The following is a 20,654-nucleotide window of genomic DNA, read 5'->3' as shown; positions in this document are numbered from 1 at the left end:
GCCGCTTTACCCGTCCTGCCATCAGGCAATCTCCAACGGGGGGACCGTTTCGGGGGCGCAACGTGATCCATAAGGGAACCGCATGACCATCCGCACGATCCTCGTCGACGACGAGAAACTGGCCATCCAGGGGCTGCAGCTCCGCCTCCAGGCCTTCCCCGATGTCGAAGTGATCGACACCTGCTCGAACGGGCGCGAGGCCATCCGCAAGATCAAGACCGAAAAGCCTGACCTCGTTTTCTGTGACATCCAGATGCCGGGGTTTGACGGTTTCTCGGTGGTCAAGGGCGTGATGGAGATCGACCCGCCGCTGTTCGTCTTCGTGACCGCCTATTCCGAACACGCGATCAAGGCGTTCGAGGCCAACGCGGTCGACTACCTGCTCAAGCCGGTCGAGGAAGACCGCCTTGCCGACGCGCTTGACCGCGCCCGCACACGCCTTTCGGAAAAGCGCGGACGCGAAGAGGCCGACAAGCTCAAGACCGTGCTCGCCGAAGTCGCGCCCGGTGCCATGCCCGAGATCGAGGACGAGGGCGAGCCGGTGGCCGGGCGCTTCGAAAAGCTCATCAACATCAAGGATCGCGGCAAGATCTTTCGCGTCGATGTCGACACGATCGAGCGCATCGAAGCCGCAGGCGACTACATGTGCATCTACACCGGCGACAATTCGCTGATCCTGCGCGAGACGATGAAGGACCTTGAGCGCCGCCTTGACCCGCGCGTGTTCCAGCGTGTGCACCGCTCGAAGATCGTCAATCTCGATCAGGTGCGCCAGGTCAAACCGCACACCAATGGCGAATGCTTCCTCGTGCTCGAGAGCGGCGCCGAGGTGAAGGTGTCGCGCTCCTACCGCGATGTGGTGGCACGCTTCGTTCACTGAGTGGTCGATAGCGCCGCAGACTTTCCTGTTTCTCGCAGAGACGCGAAGAAGAACGGAAGAGCGCAAAGATGACGCGCTTCTTCTCTGCGATCTCTTTTCCCTCTGCGTCTTTGCGAAAAACAGAAAAATAGCGGCGCGGTGCGATCACTCGACACGTTGTCCACGCATGGGTAAGTCCGCCGCATGACCGACTTCTCCATTCCCGGTTTCGATCTTGAAGCCTTCGTCGCCGCAACGCTTGCCGAAGATCTGGGCGAAGGCCTGCCCGGCGGCGGGCATGACGTGACCAGTGAAAGCGTTATCCCGGCAGACGCTCGCTTTTCCGGCGTGATGGACAGCCGCGATGCGATCACCGTCTGCGGATTGCCGATTGCCGCTGCATTCTTCCGCACGCTTGATCCGGACATGAAGATCGAGATTCTCGTCGAGGAAGGCGCACAGGTCGCGCCCGGCTCCGATCTGATGCGCCTTGAAGGCAACGCCCGCGCAATGCTTACCGGCGAGCGCAGCGCGCTGAACACCGTCCAGCACCTGTCGGGCGTCGCCACACTGACCCGCCAGTATGTTGATGCCATGGGGGACACGAGCGCAAAGCTGCTCGACACCCGCAAGACCATCCCCGGCCTGCGCCATCTCGAAAAGTACGCGGTGCGCACCGGCGGCGGCACCAATCACCGCATGGGCCTGTGGGACGCGGCGATGATCAAGGACAACCACGTCCTCGTCGCAGGCGGCGTGGCCGAGGCCGTACGTCGCGCTTTGTCCGCAGGCGTCAGGGACGTGATCTGCGAGGTCGACCACATCGACCAGATCGAACCTGCCCTCGCCGCCGGTGCCACGCGCCTGCTGCTCGACAACATGGGGCCTGACCGTTTGCGCGAGGCCGTTGCCTTGGTCGCGGGCCGCGTGCCCTGCGAGGCCTCGGGCGGCGTCCGGCTCGACACCATCGGCGCGATTGCAGCCTCGGGCGTGGACTACGTCTCGGTCGGCCGCCTGACCCAGAGCGCGCCCGCCGCCGATATCGGCCTCGACTTCACTCCGATTGCCTGAACAGGACCAGCCCCATGCGCCCCACGACCATCCGCCTGTTCGAAGCCAGCGTGATCGCCAGCCAGCTGATCCGCATCGTCAACATCGTGATCCACGCAGACGCAATGGCGGCGGCTCTGGAGATCGGACGCAACCAGTTGCTGATCGGCCCGTTCGCCAACGCGCTGGTCGCCATCGGCCTCGCCCTTGCCGTGTCGCGCGGGCGGTTCTCGATTGCACGCTGGTTCCTCGCAGCCGTGATAGCGCTGGACCTGATCGGCCTTGGCGGCATTCCCGCCGTTGCCCTGATGATCGGCGTACCCTTCGCGATCTTCTCGGTCATCGCGATCCTGCTGATGCTGGCGGCAGGCGTGCTGATGTTCGTGCCTGCGTCGTCGCAATGGCTGAAGCAGCGCGCGTAATCGTTCGGGGCATGTGACCAAGATCGCTATCCCGCCTCGCGCGAAGGCGATAGCATGGCCGCAGTTTAAGGGAGCTGCCCGATGCGTCCACGTTCGATTACGATCTTTCATCGTCTGCTGATCGCCGTGATGGTAATCAGTCTTGTCCAGACCGCGATTTCGTGGACCTCCTCGCAGGACATTCTCCAGGCTGATCCTGCGACGCGGATGTTCGGCAGCTGGTGGTTCCTGATCGGCGTGAGCCTGATCAGCTACGGCATCTACGCGCTGATCTGGTTCAGGATCGTGGCCCGTGCCAGCAATGCCGCACGGTGGATCTTTACGGTGCTGACCGTGCTTAGCGTTGTCAGCGTACCGCTCAACCTCGCCAATGCTGTCTCCGGTTTGATCAGTCCTTTGACCGCGATCCTGATGCTGGCTTCCGCACTGGTGCAACTGGCCGCCCTCGTCTGCCTGTTCCTGCCGGATGCACGGCGCTGGTTCGCGAACAAGGGCGTAATGGCAGACCCGCTCGTCTTCGAATGAACCTCGCTCGACTGCTGACACTGCCGCTGGCCCTGCTGGCGACGCCCGCCCTCGCACAGGGCTGGCAGTGCCAGATTCCGCCGCAAATCAGCGTGCCGCCGCTGCCCGAGCCCGATGCCCCGCCGCGCATCGTGCCGACCACGGGCTACACGCTGGCCATCAGCTGGTCGCCCGAGTTCTGCCGCACGCGCAAGAACGATCCGCGCCACGCCACGCAGTGTTCGGGCAAGTACGGCCGCTTCGGCTTCGTGCTCCACGGCCTCTGGCCCGATGGCAGGGGCGGCCAGTATCCGCAGTATTGCCCGTCGCGCCGCCTGCCCGATGCGCAGACCCTGCGCCGCAACTTCTGCACCACGCCCTCTGCCGAGCTTCAGCTGCACGAGTGGGCCAAGCACGGCACTTGCATGAGCAAGGACCCGGCGGCCTACTTCGACAAGGGCCGCGCGCTGTTTCAGGCGATGCAGTTCCCCGACATGGCCCGCCTCTCGCGCACCGAGGGTCTGGACGCAGGAAAGGTCCGGCAGGCCCTGACCATCGCCAACCCGCGCCTCAAGCCCGACATGATCCGCCTGCTGCTGGGCCGCGATGGCTGGCTGCGCGAGATTCACGTCTGCCACTCGGTCCGCATGAAGCCCGCGCGCTGCCCCGGCGGCAATGGCCCGGCAGATACGGTGCCGGTGAAAATCTGGCGCAGCTTCTAGCGCCGTTCGCGGAAAAACCGGCGCAGCAGTTCCGCCGCCTCACCCTCGCCCATGCCGGAATAGACCTCGGGCCGGTGCAGGCAGGTCGGCTGCTCGAACACCCGCGCCCCATGCTCCACCGCACCACCCTTGGGATCGCTGGCGGCATAATAGACCCGCGCGATACGGGCATGGGCGATGGCACCGGCACACATCGCGCAGGGCTCGAGGCTGACCCACAGGTCGCAACCCTCCAGCCTCTCCTGCCCCAACACTGCAGCAGCGGCGCGAATCGCCAGCACCTCGGCATGAGCGGTAGGGTCGCACAGGCCGCGAGGCTGGTTGTGAGCCGTGGCAACAACCTTGCCGTCCTTGACCACGACCGCGCCGATCGGCACTTCGCCCTCGCCAGCCGCCCGCGCAGCCTCACCCAGAGCCAATCGCATCGGTTCAGGCAGGGGCCAGCGGGTCATGCCACGGGCTATAGGTGCCGGAACGTCGCTTTCAAACTCCGAATCCTTGACTTCGCTCCGTGAATCGATAAGAGCCGCGCCTTCCCGATAGGTATTATCGAACACAAGCGAGTTTTAGCCATGTCGCGTATCTGCGAACTGACCGGTAAGGGCCGCCAAGTCGGTCACAACGTAAGCCACGCCAACAACAAGACCAAGCGTCTGTTCCTGCCCAACCTGCAGAACGTCACGCTGATGAGCGAGAAGCTGGAGCGCAGCTTCAAGTTCCGCGTTTCGACCCATGGTCTGCGTTCGGTCGAACACAACGGCGGTCTCGACAACTGGCTGCTCAAGCAGTCGGACACCAAGCTCAGCACGCGCGCCCTCAAGGTGAAGCGCGAGCTGGTCAAGGCGACCGCCGCCTAATTCTTCTGCCCGCAAGGGTTGAGACATCGAAGGCCCCCATTCCATAACGGAACGGGGGCTTTTGTTGCGTCTGCTTTAGCGGGCCGGAAGGCGCGCAGGATCGAACTTCAGCTTCATCAGCCAGGTTTGCTGGAACGCCGAATCGTTGGCATCGGTCACCAGCCAGAGTGAATCGCCAACCAGCGCCATTCCTTCCCAGTTTTCACGCAGGACGCGCCCGTCGATCCGGGCAAGCTCCTGCGTGGCAAGCGGGCGCGCGAAATCCAGCTTCGTCAGATCCGCCAGCACGATTCGCGCCTCGAAGTGCGGTGGCAGGAATGCGAAGCGGCGCACCAGCACCAGCAGCCGTCCATCGGGGAGCGCTACGGCGTCAACCGGGTCGAACCCCGGCGGGACGATCAGGCCGAACGGCCGTCCCTTCACCTTGCCGGGATGCCCCGGAAACATCAGGCCCATATGCAGCCCTCCCCGCCCGGTCCCGCACGCTTCGCACAGCATGATCCAGCGCCCGTCGGGCAGCCGCGCCATGGCTTCAGCGCCGCCGTTGCGCGGCCAATCGACGATCTGAGGCACTGCAAGGAACTTCGCCCTGCCCTTGGTGGTGTCGACGCGGACAATGTGCGCTTCGTCCTCAAGGCCAAGCCACAGCGCGCCATCGGGATCGCGTACGGCCGATTCGACATCGAAGCCGACGTAGCGGCCATCTTCGCGACGCAGGGAGATGGCGCGCTGGGCCTTGGGCACACTCCAGCCCTCGCGGGGTGGCAGGGGGAGCGAGAGGACACGGTTCCGGTCGCTGACGGCCATCAGACCGCCGCTGCGCGATTGAACGAGCGCGGAGTACCCGCCGAAGAAGCGGTCGGTGCCGGTGAGGTGCCACAGACCTTCGAGCGAGAAGGGCCCGAGGCTGTCCCGTTCGGCCTTGGGCACCTTGCCCGCAATGCTTTCAACCAGAACCCGGCCGGAGGCGCGATTGGGGTTGTCTCTCGGTCCGGTCCAACTCAGCCAGAGCAGAGGAACCAACAATAGGAGGAAAGCAACCGGTTTGCGCACGAAAGCGCGTTGGCACATCCGCAGCCGTGGTCAACCTTCAACCGTGCACCCCTGCCAACAAAGGTTCAGGCCAGATGGCGTCAGGCAGGCCGGAACTTCAGCGCATCCCCATTGATGCAGTAGCGCAGGCCCGTTGGCGCAGGGCCATCGTCGAACACGTGGCCGAGGTGCCCGCCGCACTGGGTGCAATGGACTTCGGTGCGCGACATGCCGAGGCTGCGATCGGTGCTGGTGGCAACGCCCTTGGGCAGCGGCTTCCAGAAGCTGGGCCAGCCGGTTCCGCTGTCGAACTTGGTCGATGAGGCAAACAGCGCGTTGCCGTCAGCCGCGCAGACGAACGTACCCTTGCGATGTTCCTTGAGCAGCGGCGAGGTAAACGGGCGCTCGGTTCCTTCCTCGCGCAGGATGTAGAACTGCTCCGGGGTCAGGACGCGGCGCCATTCCGCCTCGCTCTTCACGATCGGGAACGTGCCCTTGGCCGCAGGCTTGGCGCTGCACGCGCTGGCAAAGGGCAAGACCGATCCTGCGGAAAGAAAAGAGACGAAGCGGCGACGTGTGGCAATCATGGTCAACCTTCAGGTATCCTGCCGATGGGTGAGAGGGTGTAACCTCGGGGGCGGAGTGCCCACCGACAGGACTTGGGCCCTTCTAGGCCTGTCCTGCTCTCACAATCGTGACACAAGTCATAGCATGACGACCTGTATGGGCGATTACCGCTTTTCGAGCACCACCTCGAGCTTGCGGAAGCCGTGGACGAAGTTCGCCCGCACGCGCTCCACTTCGCCCGCCACGCGCACCTTCATCCGGCGCTCGTGCATTTCTTCCAACAGGATGCGCAGTTGCAGCTCGGCCAGCCGCGCGCCGACGCAACGGTGCACGCCATAGCCGAACGAGAGGTGCCGCCGGGCGTTGTCGCGGTCGACGATCAGCTTGTCGGCATTCTCGAACACGGTCTCGTCGCGGTTGGCCGAGATGTACCAGAGAATCAGCTTCTCGCCGGCCTTGATGTTCTGCCCGAACACCTCGGCATCGGCCGTGGCGGTGCGGCGCATGTGTGCAAGCGGCGTGACGTAGCGGATGCACTCCTGCACCGCATTCGGGATCAGCGAGGGATCGCTTGCCAGCAGGTCACGCTGGTCAGGGAACTGGTCGAGCGCGTGGATGATGCCCGACATGGTGTTGCGCGTCGTATCGTTGCCGCCAACGATCAGCAGCACCAGATTGCCCATGAACTCCTGCGGGCTCATGTGGTTCATCGCCTCGGAATGAATCATCATCGAGATGAGATCACCCGAAGGCGCGTTGCGCATCCGTTCGCCCCACAGGCGCTGGAAGTAGTGCGCCATCTCGCCGAGGAAGCTGAAGCGCATGTCGGACAGTTCGCGCGCAAGCACCAACTCCACGTCGCCCGCCCAGTCCGACCAGAACGTCAGCAGGCGGCGGTCCTGCCACGGGAAGCCGAACAGCAGCGCAAGCATGCCGGTGGTCAGTTCGATCGAGACCTTGTCGACCCAGTCGAACTTCTCGCCCCAGGGCAGCGAATCGAGAACTTCGCCGGTGCGCTGACGAATCTCGCGCTCCATTTCGATCATCTTGGCGGGCGTGAAAGCGGGGGCGACGGTGCGGCGCTGGCCAGTATGCTCGGGCCGGTCCATGGCGATGAACATCGGCAGCTGCCGCTCGGCCAGAAGCGCAGGATCGGTGTCGGCCGGAGGATCGCCGATCGTGATGCCGCCGTACTTCCATGACGAGGAGAACAGCTCGGGCAGTGATTCGACGTGCTGGATCGCCTTGTGGTTCACCACGTTCCAGTATGCGCCATAGGGCGATTCGGGCACGAAGTTGACCGGGGCCTGCGCGCGCATCTCCGCAAAGATCGGCTGCCAGCGATCCTCCACGTAAATGTCGGAACGGCTGACGTCCCACTTGTGCGTGTGCGGCGGGAACGCCTGCGGGTTTTCCTTGAGCCAGGCGGTGAACGCCTCGATCGCGGTGGGCGAACTGCGGTAGCTGAACTGCTGGGCTTCGGGAGCAAGCTGCGTGGCCATGGTCATCCTCCGGCAGGGCCGCGCTTTGGCGCGCGGTTCCCTTCACGCTGACAAGCTGCCACAACCTACACAGATGTCAATAAGCCTTGTCCTCATTGCGACGGAACAGCTTGGCCATCAGCGACACCGAGGATTTGCCCCGTGCGGGACCGGACTTCATCACCGTGCGGCGGAACAGTTGCGCCCCTGCTCGCACGATCACGATCACCCACAGGACCTGCCAGCCCAGCGCTGCCAGATGTGGCCAGATTTCGGGCTCCTTTGCGGCGCGGGCGAGCATCGCGTAGGGCGAACTGACCGGGAAGGCGATGGAGAGCCATTCGACCCAGGTTCCCGGCATGGTCAGCGCGTAGCTCGCAAAGAAGAACACCATCAGCTGGAACATCGACACCGGCATCGACAACGTCTGCACCTCGCGCACGGTCGCAGCCATGCCGCCGATCGAGAGGAACAGCGAGCCCATCAGCAGGTAGGCCATGGCGAAGTAGAGGAAGCCGAGGATCAGGAACAGCGGCCAGCCGACCGCAGGCGTCGAGATCGCCGGAAGGCTCTTGGCACCCATCAGCACGATCACCCCGATGGCCGTTCCCCACACCGCAATGCCGACAAGGCTGACCGCCAGCATGGCGAAGAGCTTGCCCATGAACATCGCATCCATCGGAATCGCGGCGGCCAGCACTTCGATGATCTTGTTGCCCTTTTCCTCGACGAGATTGGACAGGACCATGCCTGCGAGCAGCATCGTCAACAGGAACAGCAGCACTTGCGCAGCCTGGGCCGTGTAGATCTGGCCCGTCTTCACCTTGGCGAGCGAGGTGGTGACTTCCTGCACCCTGACGTCCGGATAGGCAGTCGGAGCCGGGGCGCGGGCCCGCGCTGCAAGGTTGGACACGAGCCCGACCCATTGCCGTGCGCGCTCTGCGGGGGCTGTGAGCGTCGGCGCATCGAGCGTGCCGCCGACAACCGCCGTCACCTGCCGGTTTCCATCGGCAAGCGCTGCCTTGGCGTCGAAGTCTTCTCCCGGCCCGACGTCCTGCAAGACAAGCAGCTCAGGGATGCCCCCGGCCATGCGCCCGTCGAGTTCGTCCCGCGCCGCCAGCATCCGCTGTGAATCGCTGGCACTCATGGCAAGGCCGATGGTCGGTCGCTCGACATTCTGCTGGACCTTGGCGCCGATGTTTCCGGCAAGCCCGCCGACCAGCACCGGGAAGGCCGGGCCGATCAGGAAGAAGATGAAGGTCTTGGAGAAGACCACCGCAACAAAATCGCGCCGTGCCACGACCAGCGCCGCGCGCAGCTTTTCACGAAGGCCGGTCATCGCGCTTCTCCTTCGCTCTCTTCAAGCGCCTTGGCCGCCGCTTCGCCTGCAATGGCGACGAAGGCATCGTGCAGCCCTGCCCGCTCGATCGACAGGCTGAGGATGCCCGCATCGCCCTCGATCAGGGCGCGCAGCAGGGGCTCAACCCCGGTTTCGGGCAGGGTGAAGTACCAGAATGCGCCTTCGTGGCGCGCATCTGCGGGAAGCGCGGCGCGCCACGGCCCGTCCTGCGCGCGCGTTTCGAGCCGGACTTGCGGGCGCAGGCGGTCGCGGGCGAGATCGACCGGGCCTGCGAAGGGCACCTTCCCGCCTGCGATGATCGCGATGCGGTCGCACAGGCGCTCGGCGTGGGCGATGACGTGGGTGGAGAAGATCACCGTCGTGCCCTTCGCCGCCAGCGCGCGGATCATGCGTTCGAGCTTGCCCTGGTTGAGCGCGTCGAGGCCCGAGAACGGTTCGTCGAAGACCACCAGATCGGGCTGGTGGACCAGCGTGCCGAGCAGCTGGACGGTCTGCGCCATGCCCTTGGACATCTGCCGGATCTGCCGGTCGGCGGCATAGCCAAGCCCATGTTCTTCCAGCAATTCACGCCCCTTGCGCCGCCCTTCTTTCAGCGGCACGCCGCGCAGGGCGGCAAGGAAACCGATGGCCTCGTAGGCTTTCATCGCGGGGTAAAGCCCGCGCTCTTCGGGCAGGTAGCCGATGCGCCGCGCGACGTCGGTCGGGCGTTCAGCGCCGAGCACGCAGCGGTAGCCTTCGTCGGGATCAATGATGCCCAGCAGCATGCGCAGCGTGGTCGTCTTGCCCGCGCCGTTGGGGCCGAGAATCCCGAAGATCGAGCCCTTTGGCACCGATATGTCAACGCCATCGACGGCAGTGAAGCCATCGAAGCGTTTGACCAGCCCACGCGCCTCGATGGCGAGTTCCACACCGGCGTGGTCAACCGCGTTGCCAGTCACCGGCCATTCCCCTAGCTCGATTTTCATGGGTCATTGGCCTAGCGATAGGCGATGAACGAGCAGGGCAGCAAGTGTGGTTAACGCAAGTCCAACTCTCGGAGGCAGAGAGGCAACTCTCGAGGGCAGAGGGCCAACTCTCGAAGGCAGACTGGGGGCAGAAGCCATGCGCCTGGGCTTCGCCGCCTGCGGCATTGCACCCGCCGAGGATGACCCCGTCCGCGCCACCCGACTCGAACAGTGGCTGGGCGAAGGTCACCACGCGACGATGGAGTGGATGGAGACGCGGCTGCATCACCGGCGCGGTCCGCAATCGCTCTGGCCCGAGGCGAAGAGCGTGATCGCGCTGGGCATGAGCTATGCCCCCGCCGCCGATCCGCGCGGCCTGGAAGCCCATCCGGAGCGGGGGCGCATTTCGGTCTATGCGCAGGGCGGGGATTATCACGATGTGGTGAAGCGCAACCTGAAGGCGCTGGCGCGGTGGCTGGTGGCCGAAGTCCCTGAGGCGCAAGTGAAAGTCTTCGTCGATACCGCGCCCGTCATGGAAAAGCCGCTGGGGCAGCTGGCGGGGATCGGGTGGCAGGGCAAGCATACCAACCTGGTCAGCCGGACCCATGGGTCGTGGCTGTTTCTGGGGGCGATCTATACGACGCTCGACCTCAAGCCCGATGCGCCCCATGCCGACCGGTGCGGATCGTGCACTGCATGTCAGACGGCCTGCCCGACCGAAGCTTTTCCCGAACCTTATCAACTGGATGCGCGGCGGTGCATTTCCTACCTGACGATCGAGCACAAGGGACCGGTGGCGGAAGAATTCCGCGAGGCGTTGGGCAACCGGATCTATGGCTGCGACGATTGCCTTGCGGCCTGTCCGTGGAACAGCTTTGCCCAAGCCGCGCAGGCCAACCGGGCCTTCCTGCCGCGTGCCGAGCTTGCCGCCCCGAAGCTGGCCGAACTGCTCGCGCTGGATGACGCGACGTTCCTGCAGGTGTTCAGCGGCAGTCCGATCAAGCGGATCGGGCGGGACCGGATGGTGCGCAACTGCCTCTATGCGGCGGGAAACAGCGGCGACCGGTCGCTGCTGCCGAGCGTAACGGCCTTGGCCGCAGACCCCGACCCGGCGGTGGCAGATGCCGCCCGCTGGGCCATGGAGCGTCTGGCCTAAGCCACCATTTCCTTGAGCGGCACGCTGGCATCGGCCAGCTGCTCGGGCGAAACTTGGGCGCGGGTTTCGACCAGTTTCTTGCCCTGCACGTAGTCCTTGACCATGTTCACGCAGTCGAGCGCAACGACCTTGCCGCCCTTGAGATACACGACCGAGAACGAGCGCGTGGCCGGATCGCCGCGCAGCACGGCGGTGTCGTGGCCGGTCGAGAGGCCCACCGTCTGCAGGCGCAGGTCATACTGATTGGACCAGAACCACGGCGTGGCCTTGTAGGGCACCGGCGCGCCGCAGATGTCCTTGGCGGCAGTGGTCGCCTGATCGTTGGCGTTCTGGACGGATTCGAGGCGGATGACCGCACCGTCGACGAAATCGTTGGCGTGGGCCGCACAATCGCCGATAGCATAGACATCGGGCAGCGAGGTGCGGCAGAACTCGTCGACGTCGACGCCATTGCCGCCCGCAGCGCCTGCCGAGAGCAGCGGCCCGACGCATGGGATGATGCCGATGCCGACGATGACGATGTCGGCGGGCAGGACCGAGCCGTCCTGCATCCTGACGCCGGTGACCTTGGTGCCGTCACCCTCGATGCAGTCCATCGCAGCGCCGGTGCGCAGATCGACGCCGTGGGCGCGGTGCTCGGCCTGGTAGAATTCTGAAAGCGCCTCGCCCGCAACGCGCGCCAGCACGCGGGGCAGCGCTTCGAGCAGGGTGACCGATACGTCGAACTTCGTGAGGACGGCGGCGGCTTCGAGGCCAATATAGCCGCCGCCGATGACCACGGCGCGCTTGGCGGCACCTTTTGAATCAAGGGCATCGAGTTCGGACATCAGCCGGTCAGCATCTTCCTTGGTGCGAACGGCGTGGACGCCGGCAAGGTCTGCACCCATGCACGAGAGGCGGCGCGGATCGCCACCGGTGGCCCAGATCAGCTTGCCGTAGCCGATTTCCGAGCCATCACCGAGCTTGACCGTGTGCGCGGCGGGATCGAGCGAGACGACTTCGGCGCCGAGCTTCATCTCGACCGCCTTGTCCTCCCAGAACTGCGCCGGGCGGATGCAGATGCGATCGAACGTCTTTTCGCGCGCGAGATATTCCTTCGACAGCGGCGGACGCTCGTAGGGAATCTCCGGCTCGCGCCCGATAACGAGGATGCGGCCTTCAAAGCCATTCTGGCGCAACGCGATGGCAGCCTGTGCCCCGCCGTGCCCTGCACCCACGATGATGACGTCTGCGCGATCTGCTTCGTTGGCCATTCGAATCCTCCGATCTTTCTGTGCCGTTTGGCGAAAACCGCGCGGGCGTCAATCAGCGAAGATCAAATTGTCCTATGCTGACAAATGCAGATGCACTTGCGCCAACGAATAGACCGGGTCTATGCTATGTCATATAACATCCGGGTGAAAGCCTGGAACCGGAGAGAGAGATTCGGATCATGCGCAATCCAAAGGCCTGTCGGTTGCTAGCCAGCACCATCTCCATGCTGCTTGGCATCGCTGCCCTTCCCGCCAGTGCCGAAAGCCCGCCGACCGCCCCACCCGCCACGCCAGCAGCAACTCCGGCCGATCCGGTGATCTCGATGCGCCAGCACTGGCTGGATGGCGACATCAACAGCTTCAACTTCAGGAACTCGGCGCAGATCTTCGAGACGCGCAGGGTAGCCACCGCCGGGAAGGTCTGGGGCCTGCCCAAGGGGCCTGCCGCAGCGATGCCCGCCAACTACGACACCTGGGCTCGCCGCACTTATACCAACGCCCTGCTGGTGATCCACGATGGCAAGATCGTGTTCGAGGACTACCGCAACCGGACGACGCCCGAGGACCGGTTCATCTCGTTCTCGATGGCCAAGTCGATCACCGCGCTGCTCGTCGGCCTTGCCCTGCAGGACGGCAAGATCGCGTCCATCGACGATCCGGTCAGCAAGTACGTGCCGGAACTGAAGGGTGGCGGGTACGAGGGGGTATCGATCCGCCATGTCCTGCAGATGCGCTCGGGCGTCGCCTATGAGGAGCGCTACGACTTCGGCGAGAAGCCGAGCCTTGCCGCGCTGATCCACATGAACGCGATCGTCGCGAACAAGGAGCGCTTCGCCGACCGCGCCCGCACGGTTGGCAAGGCAGCTGAGCCGGGTTCACGCTTCAACTATGCGACGCTCGATACGGCGGTGCTGGGCTGGGTCGTGGAGCGCGCCACCGGCGAGAAGCTGGCATCCTACATGAGCCGCCGCTTGTGGCAGCCGCTGGGCGCGGAGGCCGATGGTTTCTGGATTGCCGATGGCCCGGAAGGCGTGGGGCGTGAGCTTTCAGGAATGGGCTACAACGCGCGGCTGCGCGATTTCGGGCGCATCGGGCTTATGCTGCTGAACAAGGGCAAGGCGGGTGGCAGGCAGGTGGTGCCCGCCGACTGGGTGAAGCAGCAGACCACGATGATCCCGTTTGCGGCATCGGCGGCGCTGGGCCTTGGCAAGGGCTATGGCTTCCAGACCTGGCAGCTGGATAGCGAGCCCGGGGCCTATTCGGCGGTCGGGCTGGCGGGGCAGTTCATCTATGTCCATCCCGCCAGCAACACGGTGATCGTCAAGCTGAGCCATTTCCCCAATCCGGAGCCGGAGGGAATCATCGACGAGACCTTGGGCGGCTTCCACGCGATCATTGCGGGGTTGCCGAAGTAGTTCAGAGTTCGATGATCCGGCTGGCCAGCCGTTCGACTTCGGCGCGATCGTGGCTGACGTAGAGGATCGGCAGGCTCAGTTCGTCGCGCAGGCGCTCGATGGTGCGCATGATCTCCTCGCGGCGGGCGCGGTCGAGCGCCGCCAAGGGTTCGTCCATCAGGAGGAATCGGGGGTTGCCGAGCAGGGCACGACCGATGGCGACGCGCTGGGCCTCGCCGCCTGACAGCGTGCGGGGCCAGCGGTCCAGCAGGTGGTCGATGCCGAGGAAGCGGGCGGCTTCGGCAAGCGTCATCAGGCCCTCACCGGAACTCCCGTAGACCAGATTGTCGCGCACGCGCATGTGGGGGAACAGGCGGCCATCCTGGAAGACGTAGCCTGCGCGGCGGGACTGGACCGGGACGTCGATGCCGGAGGCTGAGTCGAACAGCACTTCGCCGCCCACGGCAATACGGCCATCGTCGGGCTTTAGCAGGCCAGCGACCATGTTGAGCACCGAAGTCTTGCCCGCGCCCGAGGGGCCGAACAGGGCCGTCAGTCCGGCCTCCGCGGCGAAGGTGCATTTCACGATGGTATCGCCCAGCCGCCGCGAGACACTGACCTCAAAGGACATGGGCGCTCCTCCCCATCCGGCGGGCGAGCACTTCGGACACGACCAGCGCGGCAAGCGAGAGCGTGACGGAAATGCCCGCAAGACGGGCGACCGCCGCTTCGCCTCCCGGAACCTGAAGTGCACTGTAGATTGCCAGTGGCAGGGTCTGCGTCTCGCCGGGGATGTTGGAGACGAACGTGATCGTCGCGCCGAATTCTCCGAGCGAGCGGGCGAAGCCGAGCACCGCGCCAGCGACCACGCCGGGCAGCGCGAGCGGCAGGGTGATCGTGCGGAACACGCGCCAGCGCGAGGCGCCCAGCGTCATGGCGGCTGCTTCCAGCCGCAGATCGACGGCCTCTATAGACAGGCGCATGGCACGGACCATCAGCGGGAGCGCCATGACCGCTGCCGCCAGCGCCGCGCCGGTCCAGCGGAACATGAAAGTGAGGCCGAGCGCATTCTCGAACCAGCTGCCGATGGGGCCTTGCGGACCGAAGGCGAGCAGGAGCATCCAGCCGGTGACCACAGGTGGCAGCACCAGCGGCAAGTGGATGAGTGCGTCGAGCAGGACCTTGCCCGCAAACTTGCCGCGCGCCAGCAGCCACGCCAGCGCAAAGGCAAGCGGCAGGCAGCCGCCGACGGCGACGGCGCTGACCTTTAGCGACAGGTGGACGATGGCCCAGTCTTCTGGGGTCACTGAGTTTTGCCGAAGCCGCGGCGGGCGAGGATGGCGCGGCCCTCGCGCGAGATCAGGAAGCGCCGGAAGGCTTCGGCATCGCGGTGCTGCGAGGTCTTGAGCAGGGCCACCGGATAAGTGATCGGGCGATGGCTGGATGCCGGGAACAGGCCGACGATGCGCACGCCCTTCGAGGCCTGCGCGTCGGTCGCATAGACCACGCCGAATGGCGCAGCGCCGCGTTCGACCAGCGCCAGCGCGGCGCGGACGTTCTCGGCCGCCGCGATCTTTCCGGCAACGCCTGGCCAGACGCCGAGGTTGGTGAGCGCTTCGCGGCCATAGCGGCCTGCCGGGACCACGGCGGGATCGGCCATCGCCAATCGTCCGCTGCCCAGCGCCCGGGCAAGGGGAAAGTCGCGCGCGATGCGCAAGGTGGCGCGGGACTGGAGCGGGGCGACGAGCACCAGCCGGTTCTCGGTCAACCGTGCACGCGAGCCTGGCTTCAGCAGGCCCTTGCCTTGCAGGTAGTCCATCCACTCCTCGTCCGCCGAGGCGAACAGATCGGCGCGCGCGCCTGCATCTGCCTGGCGCGCAAGCGCGGAGGAGGAGGCGAAGGACAGGACGGGGCGGGCATGGCCCTTGGCAACCCACCGGTCGGCTGCATCGCCCAGCGCTTCCTGCAGGCTCGATGCGGCGAGCACCAGCGGCCCGCGCTCCTGCGCTGATGCTGGCACGCCAAGCGGTGTGAGCAGGAACAGGGCAAGGATCGAACGGAAGAGCAGCTTCATCAGGGCTCCGGGCACTGGCTATGTTCGGGCGTATATAACAAGCCCGTAACTTAACCAAGCACCCCTTCGCCGCTGCCGCCTCCCTTAAGTCAGCGCCCGAGCAGGGTCCTTGCCTGGCTTGCGACTTGCGCAAGCATGGCCGCCGCAACCGTGGGTGCCGCCTGCGCGCGTGCGACCAGCCCGCGGAATTGGCGGACCGCCGCTGCGTTGGACACGAGCCAGTCGGCCACGAAGGTGTCAGGCGAACGCCCCTTGGACCTTGCGAGGAAATCGAGGCGCATCTGCTCGAAATCGCGCGAGAGGCCCGCGACGATCAGGCGCTCCCACGGATCGGACGGGTTCATCCGCCGCGCCGCCTGCTGCGCCCAGTCGAGACCGAGAGCCGCGCCGAGATCGGCAAAGGCGCCGGTCAGGGCAGCGGCATCGACGGCAAGATCGCGGGCGAGATGGGCGAGGCCCACGGCGCCATCCATGTCGTAGAGATGGACCAGCCGCGCCGAGATTTCGGGCGGCGCGCCCGCAGCGGAAAGGTCGTCGGCCATCTGCCGGGCCTGTGCCTGCGCTTCGCCGCGCAGCAATTGCGCGGTGGCGTGGCTGAGCAGGCCGACGCCGCCCGAAAAATCCTCGATCAGCGCGCCGGGCTGCTGCGAGCCATTGCCGACGCGCAGGACATCGGCAACGTGGCCGCGCAGGCCTTGTGCCGTCCGGTCGAACAGGTCGAGCCTCAGCACTTCGGGCATGGCGGCCTGATCGAGCAGGTCCCAGGTCTTGCGCAAGTCGAGCAGGCGCTCGGCCGCGACGAAGGCGGCCACGACTTGCGCCAGCGAAACGCCTTCTTCCTCGCAGAGTTCGAAGGGCGCGACGGGGCCCATCCGGTTGATCACCCGGTTGGCGAGCTTGGTCGCGATGATCTCGCGGCGCAGGCGGTGGCTGGCGATTTCTTCGGCAAAGGCTTCGCGCATCTGCGGCGGGAAGGCGGCGAAGAGTTCGCTTTCGAGCATCGGATCATCGACCACTGCGCTCTCTTCGAGCGCGCGCTGGAGGACGAGCTTGGTGCTAGACAGGAGCACGGCCAGTTCGGGACGGGTAAGACCCTGACCCGACGCGGCACGGCGGGCGAGGTCTTCGGCAGACGCGAGGCCTTCGGTCTTGCGATCGAGGTCGCCGCCTTCTTCGAGCACATCGATCAGGCGTGACCAGGCGGGCATGGCGAGCGCGCCGCCGCGTTCGGCGATGGAGAGCGCGAGGGCCTGCAGGCGGTTGTCCTCCAGAACCAGATGCGCGACCTCATCGGTCATCGAGACGAGCAGGTCGACGCGGGCGTCCTCGGTGAGCTTGCCGGTGCGCTTGGCCGCGGCCAGCGCAATCTTGATGTTGACCTCGTTGTCCGAGCAATCGACGCCGGCGGAGTTGTCGATGAAGTCGGTGTTGATCCGGCCCCCGTGCTGGGAGAATTCGATGCGGGCGGCCTGCGTGGTGCCCAGGTTTGCGCCTTCGCCGATGACCTTGGCCCGAACCTCATTGGCCGAGATGCGGATGGCGTCGTTCGAGGGATCTCCGACGTCGACGTTGTTCTGGGTGCTGGACTTTACGTACGTGCCGATGCCGCCGAACCAGAGGAGATCGACGTCCCCGCGCAGGATTGCGGTGATCAGCCCATCCGGGTCGATCTCTGCCGCTTCGAGCCCCAGCATGGCCTGCACTTCCGGGGAGAGCGGGATGGACTTCATCGAGCGGGGGAACACGCCGCCGCCCTTCGAAATCAGGCTCTTGTCGTAATCGTCCCAACTGGAGCGGGGCAGCGCAAACATGCGGGCGCGTTCTTCCCAGCTGCGCGCCGGATCGGGATCGGGGTCGAGAAAGATGTGGCGGTGATCGAAGGCGGCGACGACCTTGAGCGCCTTGGACAGCAGCATGCCGTTGCCGAACACGTCGCCCGACATGTCGCCGCAGCCTGCGACGCGGACAGGCTCGGACTGCACGTCGACACCGAGTTCGAGGAAGTGGCGGCGGACAGAGAGCCACGCGCCCCTGGCGGTGATGCCCATCGCCTTGTGGTCATAGCCCTTCGAGCCACCGCTGGCGAAAGCATCGTCGAGCCAGAAATCACGCGATTCGGCGATGGCATTGGCAACGTCGGAGAAGGTTGCGGTGCCCTTGTCGGCGGCGACGACGAAGTAGGGGTCTTCCCCATCGCGGACGATGACGCCTGCGGGGTGGACGACTTTGCCTTCGACGATGTTGTCGGTGAGCGAGAGCAGGGTGCGAATGAAGACCTGATAGCTCGCCTTGCCCTCGGCCAGCCAGCCTTCGCGGTCGCGGACCGGATCGGGGAGCTGCTTGGGATAGAAGCCGCCCTTGGCCCCGGTCGGCACGATCACCGCGTTCTTGACGCGCTGCGCCTTCATCAGGCCGAGGATTTCGGTGCGGAAGTCGTCGCGCCGGTCGGACCAGCGCAGGCCACCGCGAGCGACGGGTCCAGCGCGCAGGTGGATGCCCTCGACGCGCGGGGAATAGACGAAGATCTCGCGCCACGGCAGCGGCTTGGGCAGACCGGGAACGCTTGCGGAATCGATCTTGAACGCCAGCGCTTCGGCAGCGGCGGGCGCGAAGGCGTTGGTGCGCAGGATCGCGCCGACCAGAGCGCGGAAGCTGCGCAGCAGGCGGTCGTCGTTGATCGCCGCAACGCCTGCGAGGCCCGTCCTGATGCGCTCGTCGGCAGCGGCGAAGGCGGTATCGCGCTCGCCCTTGAACGCGGGATCGTGGCGCGCGACGAAGCTTTCGATCAGCCCGCGCGTGACCGCTGGGGCATTCTTGAGCGCTTCGACCACGGTGGGCACGCCGAAGGTCATGCCTGCCTGGCGGAGGTAGCGGTAGAACGCGCGCAACCAGTTGGCCTCGACCGCAGTCAGGCCGGTGCCGACGATCAGGCGGTTGAAGGCATCGTCCTCTGCTGCGCCGTTGAGCACGGCGGAGAGCGAAGTCTCGATCGACGTGGCACGCGCCATCAGGTCTTCGATGGAGCTGTCAGCCGGGTGCGAGACGAGGAAATCGTGGATGAAGCCGAGGCGGCCACCATTGAGCGGGGTGGGCACTTCCTCAAGCACGCGGAAGCCGAAGTTTTCTAGAACCGGCACGGCATCGGACAGGACGATGGCGCCTTCGCGCTGGTAGAGCTTGAGACGCAGCGCGGCCTCGCCGGGGTGGCGGTGGAGGCGGGCCGCGCGGCGCGGGGCATTGCTGCCCGAAAGCGTGCGCAACACGCGGATGTCCTGCGCCGCTTCGGCGGGGCCGGAGATGTTGCGATAGGAAATCGGGAAGGCATCGGCATAGCGCGCGGCGATGGCGGCAGCGCGGGAGGGTTCTTCGGTGGCGCCAAGCTCTGCCTCGACCGCGCCCGCCCAGCCGCGGACCATACCCTGCAGCTGGTGATCGAGCGCGACCTCATCGGCGTGGCCGCCCTGATCGCGCACATCGAGCACGAAGCGCAGCATGGCGAGCGTGCTGCCTTCGACCTGCAGCGACCAGTCGATCACCTGCGCCCCGGCCCCGGCTTCGAGCATGGCGCGGATGGCGAGGCGGACCTCGGTGGAAAGCACGTCACGCGGGAGCCAGACGAAGGCGAAGAGGTGACGGGCAAGCGGAGCTTCGACCAGCGCAAGGCGCGGGCGTGGGCGATCCACAAGGCTCATCATCGCGGTGGCGACGCGTTCAAGATCGTCTTCGGCAAAGCTGACCAGAAGATCGTGCGGCAGCGCGGTGAGCGCGTGGACGAGTGCCTTGCCGGCATGGCCGTTGGGCGCAAAGCCGAACTTGTCCATCAGGCCGGAGAGCTGCGTGCGCAGGCGCGGCACGCGATCGGGCGCTGCGGCCAGCGCGGCGCTGGTCCAGACGCCTGCGTGGACGGAAAGCGCGACGACCTTGCCGCTTTCGACGCGCGGCACGATGAACAGATCGAGCGGAACGCGGCGATGGACGTTGGCGATGCGGTTCGCCTTGACGATCAGCGGCGCGCGGCCCGTGCCACTTTCAAACCAGCGGAAGGCGCGTTCAAATGATGAGGCGGCGAGCAGGCTGCGTTCGCTGGCACGGCAGATGCCGAGCGGGCGTTCCTCGGTGCCATCGCGCAGGCGGGTGACGCTGCCGAGTTGGGTCAGCATGCCGTCAGCCAGCCAGCGCAACAGGGCGGCACCCTCCGGATCGGCGAGCAGCGTGGCATCGTCGCGCATGGCGGCCTGCATCATCGGCCAGTCGGCGACGGCGGCGCGCACATCGGAAAGAGTTTCTTCGAGCGCGGCGATCAGGCTGCGGCGCTGGCGGGCGTCTGCGCGTTCGGTTTCGAGATAGACGATGGATTCACGCCGTTCGCCGCTGGCATCGCCTTCGGGAAATTCTGTCAGCCGCCCTTCGGCATCGCGGCGCACGGCAACGACGGGGTGGACAAGGCGATCGATGGCGAGACCCTGCGCGGTAATCGTGGCGGTTATCGAATCGACGAGAAAGGGCATGTCGTCGTTGATCACGGCGATGCGCAAGTGGCGTCCGCCGGAGTCCGAACCGCTGACGCTTTCGATGGCGATGGCAGGTTCGCTGCCCTTGCGCAGCGCTGCCGCGCCTGCCGCGAAGCGCGCCGCTTCGGCGAGACGGGAAACATCGAAATCGCGAGCCTCGTCAGGGAGCAGCGCGGCGGCAAAGCGCTCTGCAAGGGCTAACGCCAACGGGTCTGAGGGGGCCTCCGAAGCATCGGGGAGGGGTGAGCGATCAATTGCGGTCTTCGACGCCATGGCGTTTTCCCGGCTCTCCAGCGAAAGAGGATGTTACCCTCTCTTGTAATTATCGAATACGATCTTGTATCATTCTTCCAGATGGTAATCCAGCCGTTGCGGAGGCTCAAGTCCGGTTGATCGTCGCTTCCGACTTAACCTGCCGTTGTAATCCACGTGGTCGGAAATTGGTGCCGCAGCATTGCCTGCCGGTAA

19 protein-coding genes are annotated in these 20,654 nt (G+C 65.7%); 8 read left to right on the top strand and 11 right to left on the bottom strand.

The annotated features are described in order from the left end of the window. Positions 1 to 82: 82 nt before the first annotated feature. From ACZ1JW_RS07110 to ACZ1JW_RS07090, 5 genes are all read left to right on the top strand, one after another. Positions 83 to 880 (top strand): LytR/AlgR family response regulator transcription factor, encoded by a 798-nt coding sequence (locus ACZ1JW_RS07110; protein WP_465124211.1) that lies wholly within the window; start codon positions 83 to 85, stop codon positions 878 to 880. Between the two features lie 183 nt (positions 881 to 1,063). Continuing rightward, the gene (gene nadC, locus ACZ1JW_RS07105; RefSeq protein WP_465142471.1) at positions 1,064 to 1,930 is read left to right on the top strand and encodes a carboxylating nicotinate-nucleotide diphosphorylase; all 867 of its coding nucleotides are present in this window, start codon (positions 1,064 to 1,066) and stop codon (positions 1,928 to 1,930) included. A 14-nt stretch (positions 1,931 to 1,944) separates the two neighbouring features. Then, on the top strand, positions 1,945 to 2,331 hold the full coding sequence (locus ACZ1JW_RS07100; protein ID WP_465124213.1) for a hypothetical protein: 387 nt from the start codon (positions 1,945 to 1,947) through the stop codon (positions 2,329 to 2,331). An 81-nt stretch (positions 2,332 to 2,412) separates the two neighbouring features. Next, positions 2,413 to 2,856, top strand: a complete 444-nt coding sequence (locus tag ACZ1JW_RS07095; RefSeq protein WP_465124214.1) for a hypothetical protein — start codon at positions 2,413 to 2,415, stop codon at positions 2,854 to 2,856. After that, positions 2,853 to 3,557: a ribonuclease T2 gene (locus ACZ1JW_RS07090; protein ID WP_465142470.1), complete on the top strand. Its 705-nt coding sequence runs from the start codon at positions 2,853 to 2,855 to the stop codon at positions 3,555 to 3,557. Before ACZ1JW_RS07095 ends, ACZ1JW_RS07090 begins: the two co-directional genes overlap by 4 nt. Here the strand turns inward: ACZ1JW_RS07090 and ACZ1JW_RS07085 are convergent. Continuing rightward, complete coding sequence (locus tag ACZ1JW_RS07085) at positions 3,554 to 4,009, bottom strand: nucleoside deaminase (RefSeq protein WP_465142469.1); 456 nt, start codon at positions 4,007 to 4,009, stop codon at positions 3,554 to 3,556. The genes ACZ1JW_RS07090 and ACZ1JW_RS07085 overlap by 4 nt on opposite strands. A 120-nt stretch (positions 4,010 to 4,129) precedes the next feature. Between ACZ1JW_RS07085 and rpmB the strand changes: the two genes are divergently transcribed. Then, a complete protein-coding gene (rpmB, locus tag ACZ1JW_RS07080; RefSeq protein WP_465124217.1) occupies positions 4,130 to 4,414 on the top strand; it encodes a 50S ribosomal protein L28 in 285 nt (94 codons plus the stop codon). Positions 4,415 to 4,489: 75 nt separating this feature from the next. Here the strand turns inward: rpmB and ACZ1JW_RS07075 are convergent, their stop codons facing one another. From ACZ1JW_RS07075 to ACZ1JW_RS07055, 5 genes are all read right to left on the bottom strand, one after another. Next, positions 4,490 to 5,437, bottom strand: coding sequence for an esterase-like activity of phytase family protein (locus ACZ1JW_RS07075; protein ID WP_465142468.1), 948 nt, complete (start codon positions 5,435 to 5,437; stop codon positions 4,490 to 4,492). 110 nt (positions 5,438 to 5,547) lie between these two features. Then, the gene (gene msrB / locus ACZ1JW_RS07070; protein ID WP_465142741.1) at positions 5,548 to 6,033 is read right to left on the bottom strand and encodes a peptide-methionine (R)-S-oxide reductase MsrB; all 486 of its coding nucleotides are present in this window, start codon (positions 6,031 to 6,033) and stop codon (positions 5,548 to 5,550) included. Positions 6,034 to 6,177: 144 nt separating this feature from the next. Then, positions 6,178 to 7,515, bottom strand: coding sequence for a cytochrome P450 (locus ACZ1JW_RS07065; protein WP_465142467.1), 1,338 nt, complete (start codon positions 7,513 to 7,515; stop codon positions 6,178 to 6,180). A 76-nt stretch (positions 7,516 to 7,591) separates the two neighbouring features. After that, the gene (locus ACZ1JW_RS07060; RefSeq protein WP_465142466.1) at positions 7,592 to 8,833 is read right to left on the bottom strand and encodes an ABC transporter permease; all 1,242 of its coding nucleotides are present in this window, start codon (positions 8,831 to 8,833) and stop codon (positions 7,592 to 7,594) included. After that, the gene (locus tag ACZ1JW_RS07055; RefSeq protein WP_465142465.1) at positions 8,830 to 9,819 is read right to left on the bottom strand and encodes an ABC transporter ATP-binding protein; all 990 of its coding nucleotides are present in this window, start codon (positions 9,817 to 9,819) and stop codon (positions 8,830 to 8,832) included. Before ACZ1JW_RS07055 ends, ACZ1JW_RS07060 begins: the two co-directional genes overlap by 4 nt. Positions 9,820 to 9,955: 136 nt before the next feature. Here ACZ1JW_RS07055 and queG point away from each other — a divergent pair, with 136 nt between their 5' ends. Beyond that, positions 9,956 to 10,954 (top strand): tRNA epoxyqueuosine(34) reductase QueG, encoded by a 999-nt coding sequence (queG, locus tag ACZ1JW_RS07050; protein WP_465142464.1) that lies wholly within the window; start codon positions 9,956 to 9,958, stop codon positions 10,952 to 10,954. Here the strand turns inward: queG and ACZ1JW_RS07045 are convergent. Beyond that, positions 10,951 to 12,207: an NAD(P)/FAD-dependent oxidoreductase gene (locus ACZ1JW_RS07045; RefSeq protein ID WP_465142463.1), complete on the bottom strand. Its 1,257-nt coding sequence runs from the start codon at positions 12,205 to 12,207 to the stop codon at positions 10,951 to 10,953. The genes queG and ACZ1JW_RS07045 overlap by 4 nt on opposite strands. Positions 12,208 to 12,386: 179 nt before the next feature. Between ACZ1JW_RS07045 and ACZ1JW_RS07040 the strand changes: the two genes are divergently transcribed. After that, a complete protein-coding gene (locus ACZ1JW_RS07040) occupies positions 12,387 to 13,622 on the top strand; it encodes a serine hydrolase domain-containing protein (RefSeq protein ID WP_465142462.1) in 1,236 nt (411 codons plus the stop codon). 1 nt (position 13,623) lies between these two features. Here ACZ1JW_RS07040 and ACZ1JW_RS07035 read toward each other — a convergent pair whose 3' ends face one another. The 4 genes from ACZ1JW_RS07035 to ACZ1JW_RS07020 all read right to left on the bottom strand — a co-directional run bounded on the left by ACZ1JW_RS07035 (position 13,624) and on the right by ACZ1JW_RS07020 (position 20,459). Beyond that, positions 13,624 to 14,232 carry an ATP-binding cassette domain-containing protein gene (locus ACZ1JW_RS07035; protein WP_465142461.1) on the bottom strand — a complete coding sequence of 203 codons (609 nt, stop codon included), beginning with the start codon at positions 14,230 to 14,232 and terminating at the stop codon, positions 13,624 to 13,626. After that, complete coding sequence (modB, locus tag ACZ1JW_RS07030) at positions 14,222 to 14,908, bottom strand: molybdate ABC transporter permease subunit (protein ID WP_465142460.1); 687 nt, start codon at positions 14,906 to 14,908, stop codon at positions 14,222 to 14,224. Before modB ends, ACZ1JW_RS07035 begins: the two co-directional genes overlap by 11 nt. Further along, positions 14,905 to 15,675 (bottom strand): molybdate ABC transporter substrate-binding protein, encoded by a 771-nt coding sequence (gene modA / locus ACZ1JW_RS07025; protein ID WP_465142459.1) that lies wholly within the window; start codon positions 15,673 to 15,675, stop codon positions 14,905 to 14,907. Before modA ends, modB begins: the two co-directional genes overlap by 4 nt. 89 nt (positions 15,676 to 15,764) lie before the next feature. Then, positions 15,765 to 20,459, bottom strand: a complete 4,695-nt coding sequence (locus ACZ1JW_RS07020) for an NAD-glutamate dehydrogenase (protein WP_465142458.1) — start codon at positions 20,457 to 20,459, stop codon at positions 15,765 to 15,767. Positions 20,460 to 20,654 lie beyond the last annotated feature (195 nt).

The sequence above is a fragment of the Novosphingobium sp. BL-A-28-Hi1-0D genome (assembly GCF_055521755.1).
The sequence above is the reverse complement of the archived record's forward strand: the minus strand, read 5'-3'. Positions and strand labels throughout refer to the sequence as shown.

What these genes read in the sequence shown, in the direction of transcription:
- ACZ1JW_RS07110 (WP_465124211.1), top strand. Translation starts at nt 83, where the DNA reads ATGACCATCCGCACGATCCTCGTCGACGACGAGAAACTGGCCATCCAG.
- nadC (WP_465142471.1), top strand. Translation starts at nt 1,064, where the DNA reads ATGACCGACTTCTCCATTCCCGGTTTCGATCTTGAAGCCTTCGTCGCC.
- ACZ1JW_RS07100 (WP_465124213.1), top strand. Translation starts at nt 1,945, where the DNA reads ATGCGCCCCACGACCATCCGCCTGTTCGAAGCCAGCGTGATCGCCAGC.
- ACZ1JW_RS07095 (WP_465124214.1), top strand. Translation starts at nt 2,413, where the DNA reads ATGCGTCCACGTTCGATTACGATCTTTCATCGTCTGCTGATCGCCGTG.
- ACZ1JW_RS07090 (WP_465142470.1), top strand. Translation starts at nt 2,853, where the DNA reads ATGAACCTCGCTCGACTGCTGACACTGCCGCTGGCCCTGCTGGCGACG.
- ACZ1JW_RS07085 (WP_465142469.1), bottom strand. Translation starts at nt 4,009, where the DNA reads ATGACCCGCTGGCCCCTGCCTGAACCGATGCGATTGGCTCTGGGTGAG.
- rpmB (WP_465124217.1), top strand. Translation starts at nt 4,130, where the DNA reads ATGTCGCGTATCTGCGAACTGACCGGTAAGGGCCGCCAAGTCGGTCAC.
- msrB (WP_465142741.1), bottom strand. Translation starts at nt 6,033, where the DNA reads ATGATTGCCACACGTCGCCGCTTCGTCTCTTTTCTTTCCGCAGGATCG.
- ACZ1JW_RS07065 (WP_465142467.1), bottom strand. Translation starts at nt 7,515, where the DNA reads ATGGCCACGCAGCTTGCTCCCGAAGCCCAGCAGTTCAGCTACCGCAGT.
- ACZ1JW_RS07060 (WP_465142466.1), bottom strand. Translation starts at nt 8,833, where the DNA reads ATGACCGGCCTTCGTGAAAAGCTGCGCGCGGCGCTGGTCGTGGCACGG.
- ACZ1JW_RS07055 (WP_465142465.1), bottom strand. Translation starts at nt 9,819, where the DNA reads ATGAAAATCGAGCTAGGGGAATGGCCGGTGACTGGCAACGCGGTTGAC.
- queG (WP_465142464.1), top strand. Translation starts at nt 9,956, where the DNA reads ATGCGCCTGGGCTTCGCCGCCTGCGGCATTGCACCCGCCGAGGATGAC.
- ACZ1JW_RS07045 (WP_465142463.1), bottom strand. Translation starts at nt 12,207, where the DNA reads ATGGCCAACGAAGCAGATCGCGCAGACGTCATCATCGTGGGTGCAGGG.
- ACZ1JW_RS07040 (WP_465142462.1), top strand. Translation starts at nt 12,387, where the DNA reads ATGCGCAATCCAAAGGCCTGTCGGTTGCTAGCCAGCACCATCTCCATG.
- ACZ1JW_RS07035 (WP_465142461.1), bottom strand. Translation starts at nt 14,232, where the DNA reads ATGTCCTTTGAGGTCAGTGTCTCGCGGCGGCTGGGCGATACCATCGTG.
- modA (WP_465142459.1), bottom strand. Translation starts at nt 15,675, where the DNA reads ATGAAGCTGCTCTTCCGTTCGATCCTTGCCCTGTTCCTGCTCACACCG.
- ACZ1JW_RS07020 (WP_465142458.1), bottom strand. Translation starts at nt 20,459, where the DNA reads ATGGCGTCGAAGACCGCAATTGATCGCTCACCCCTCCCCGATGCTTCG.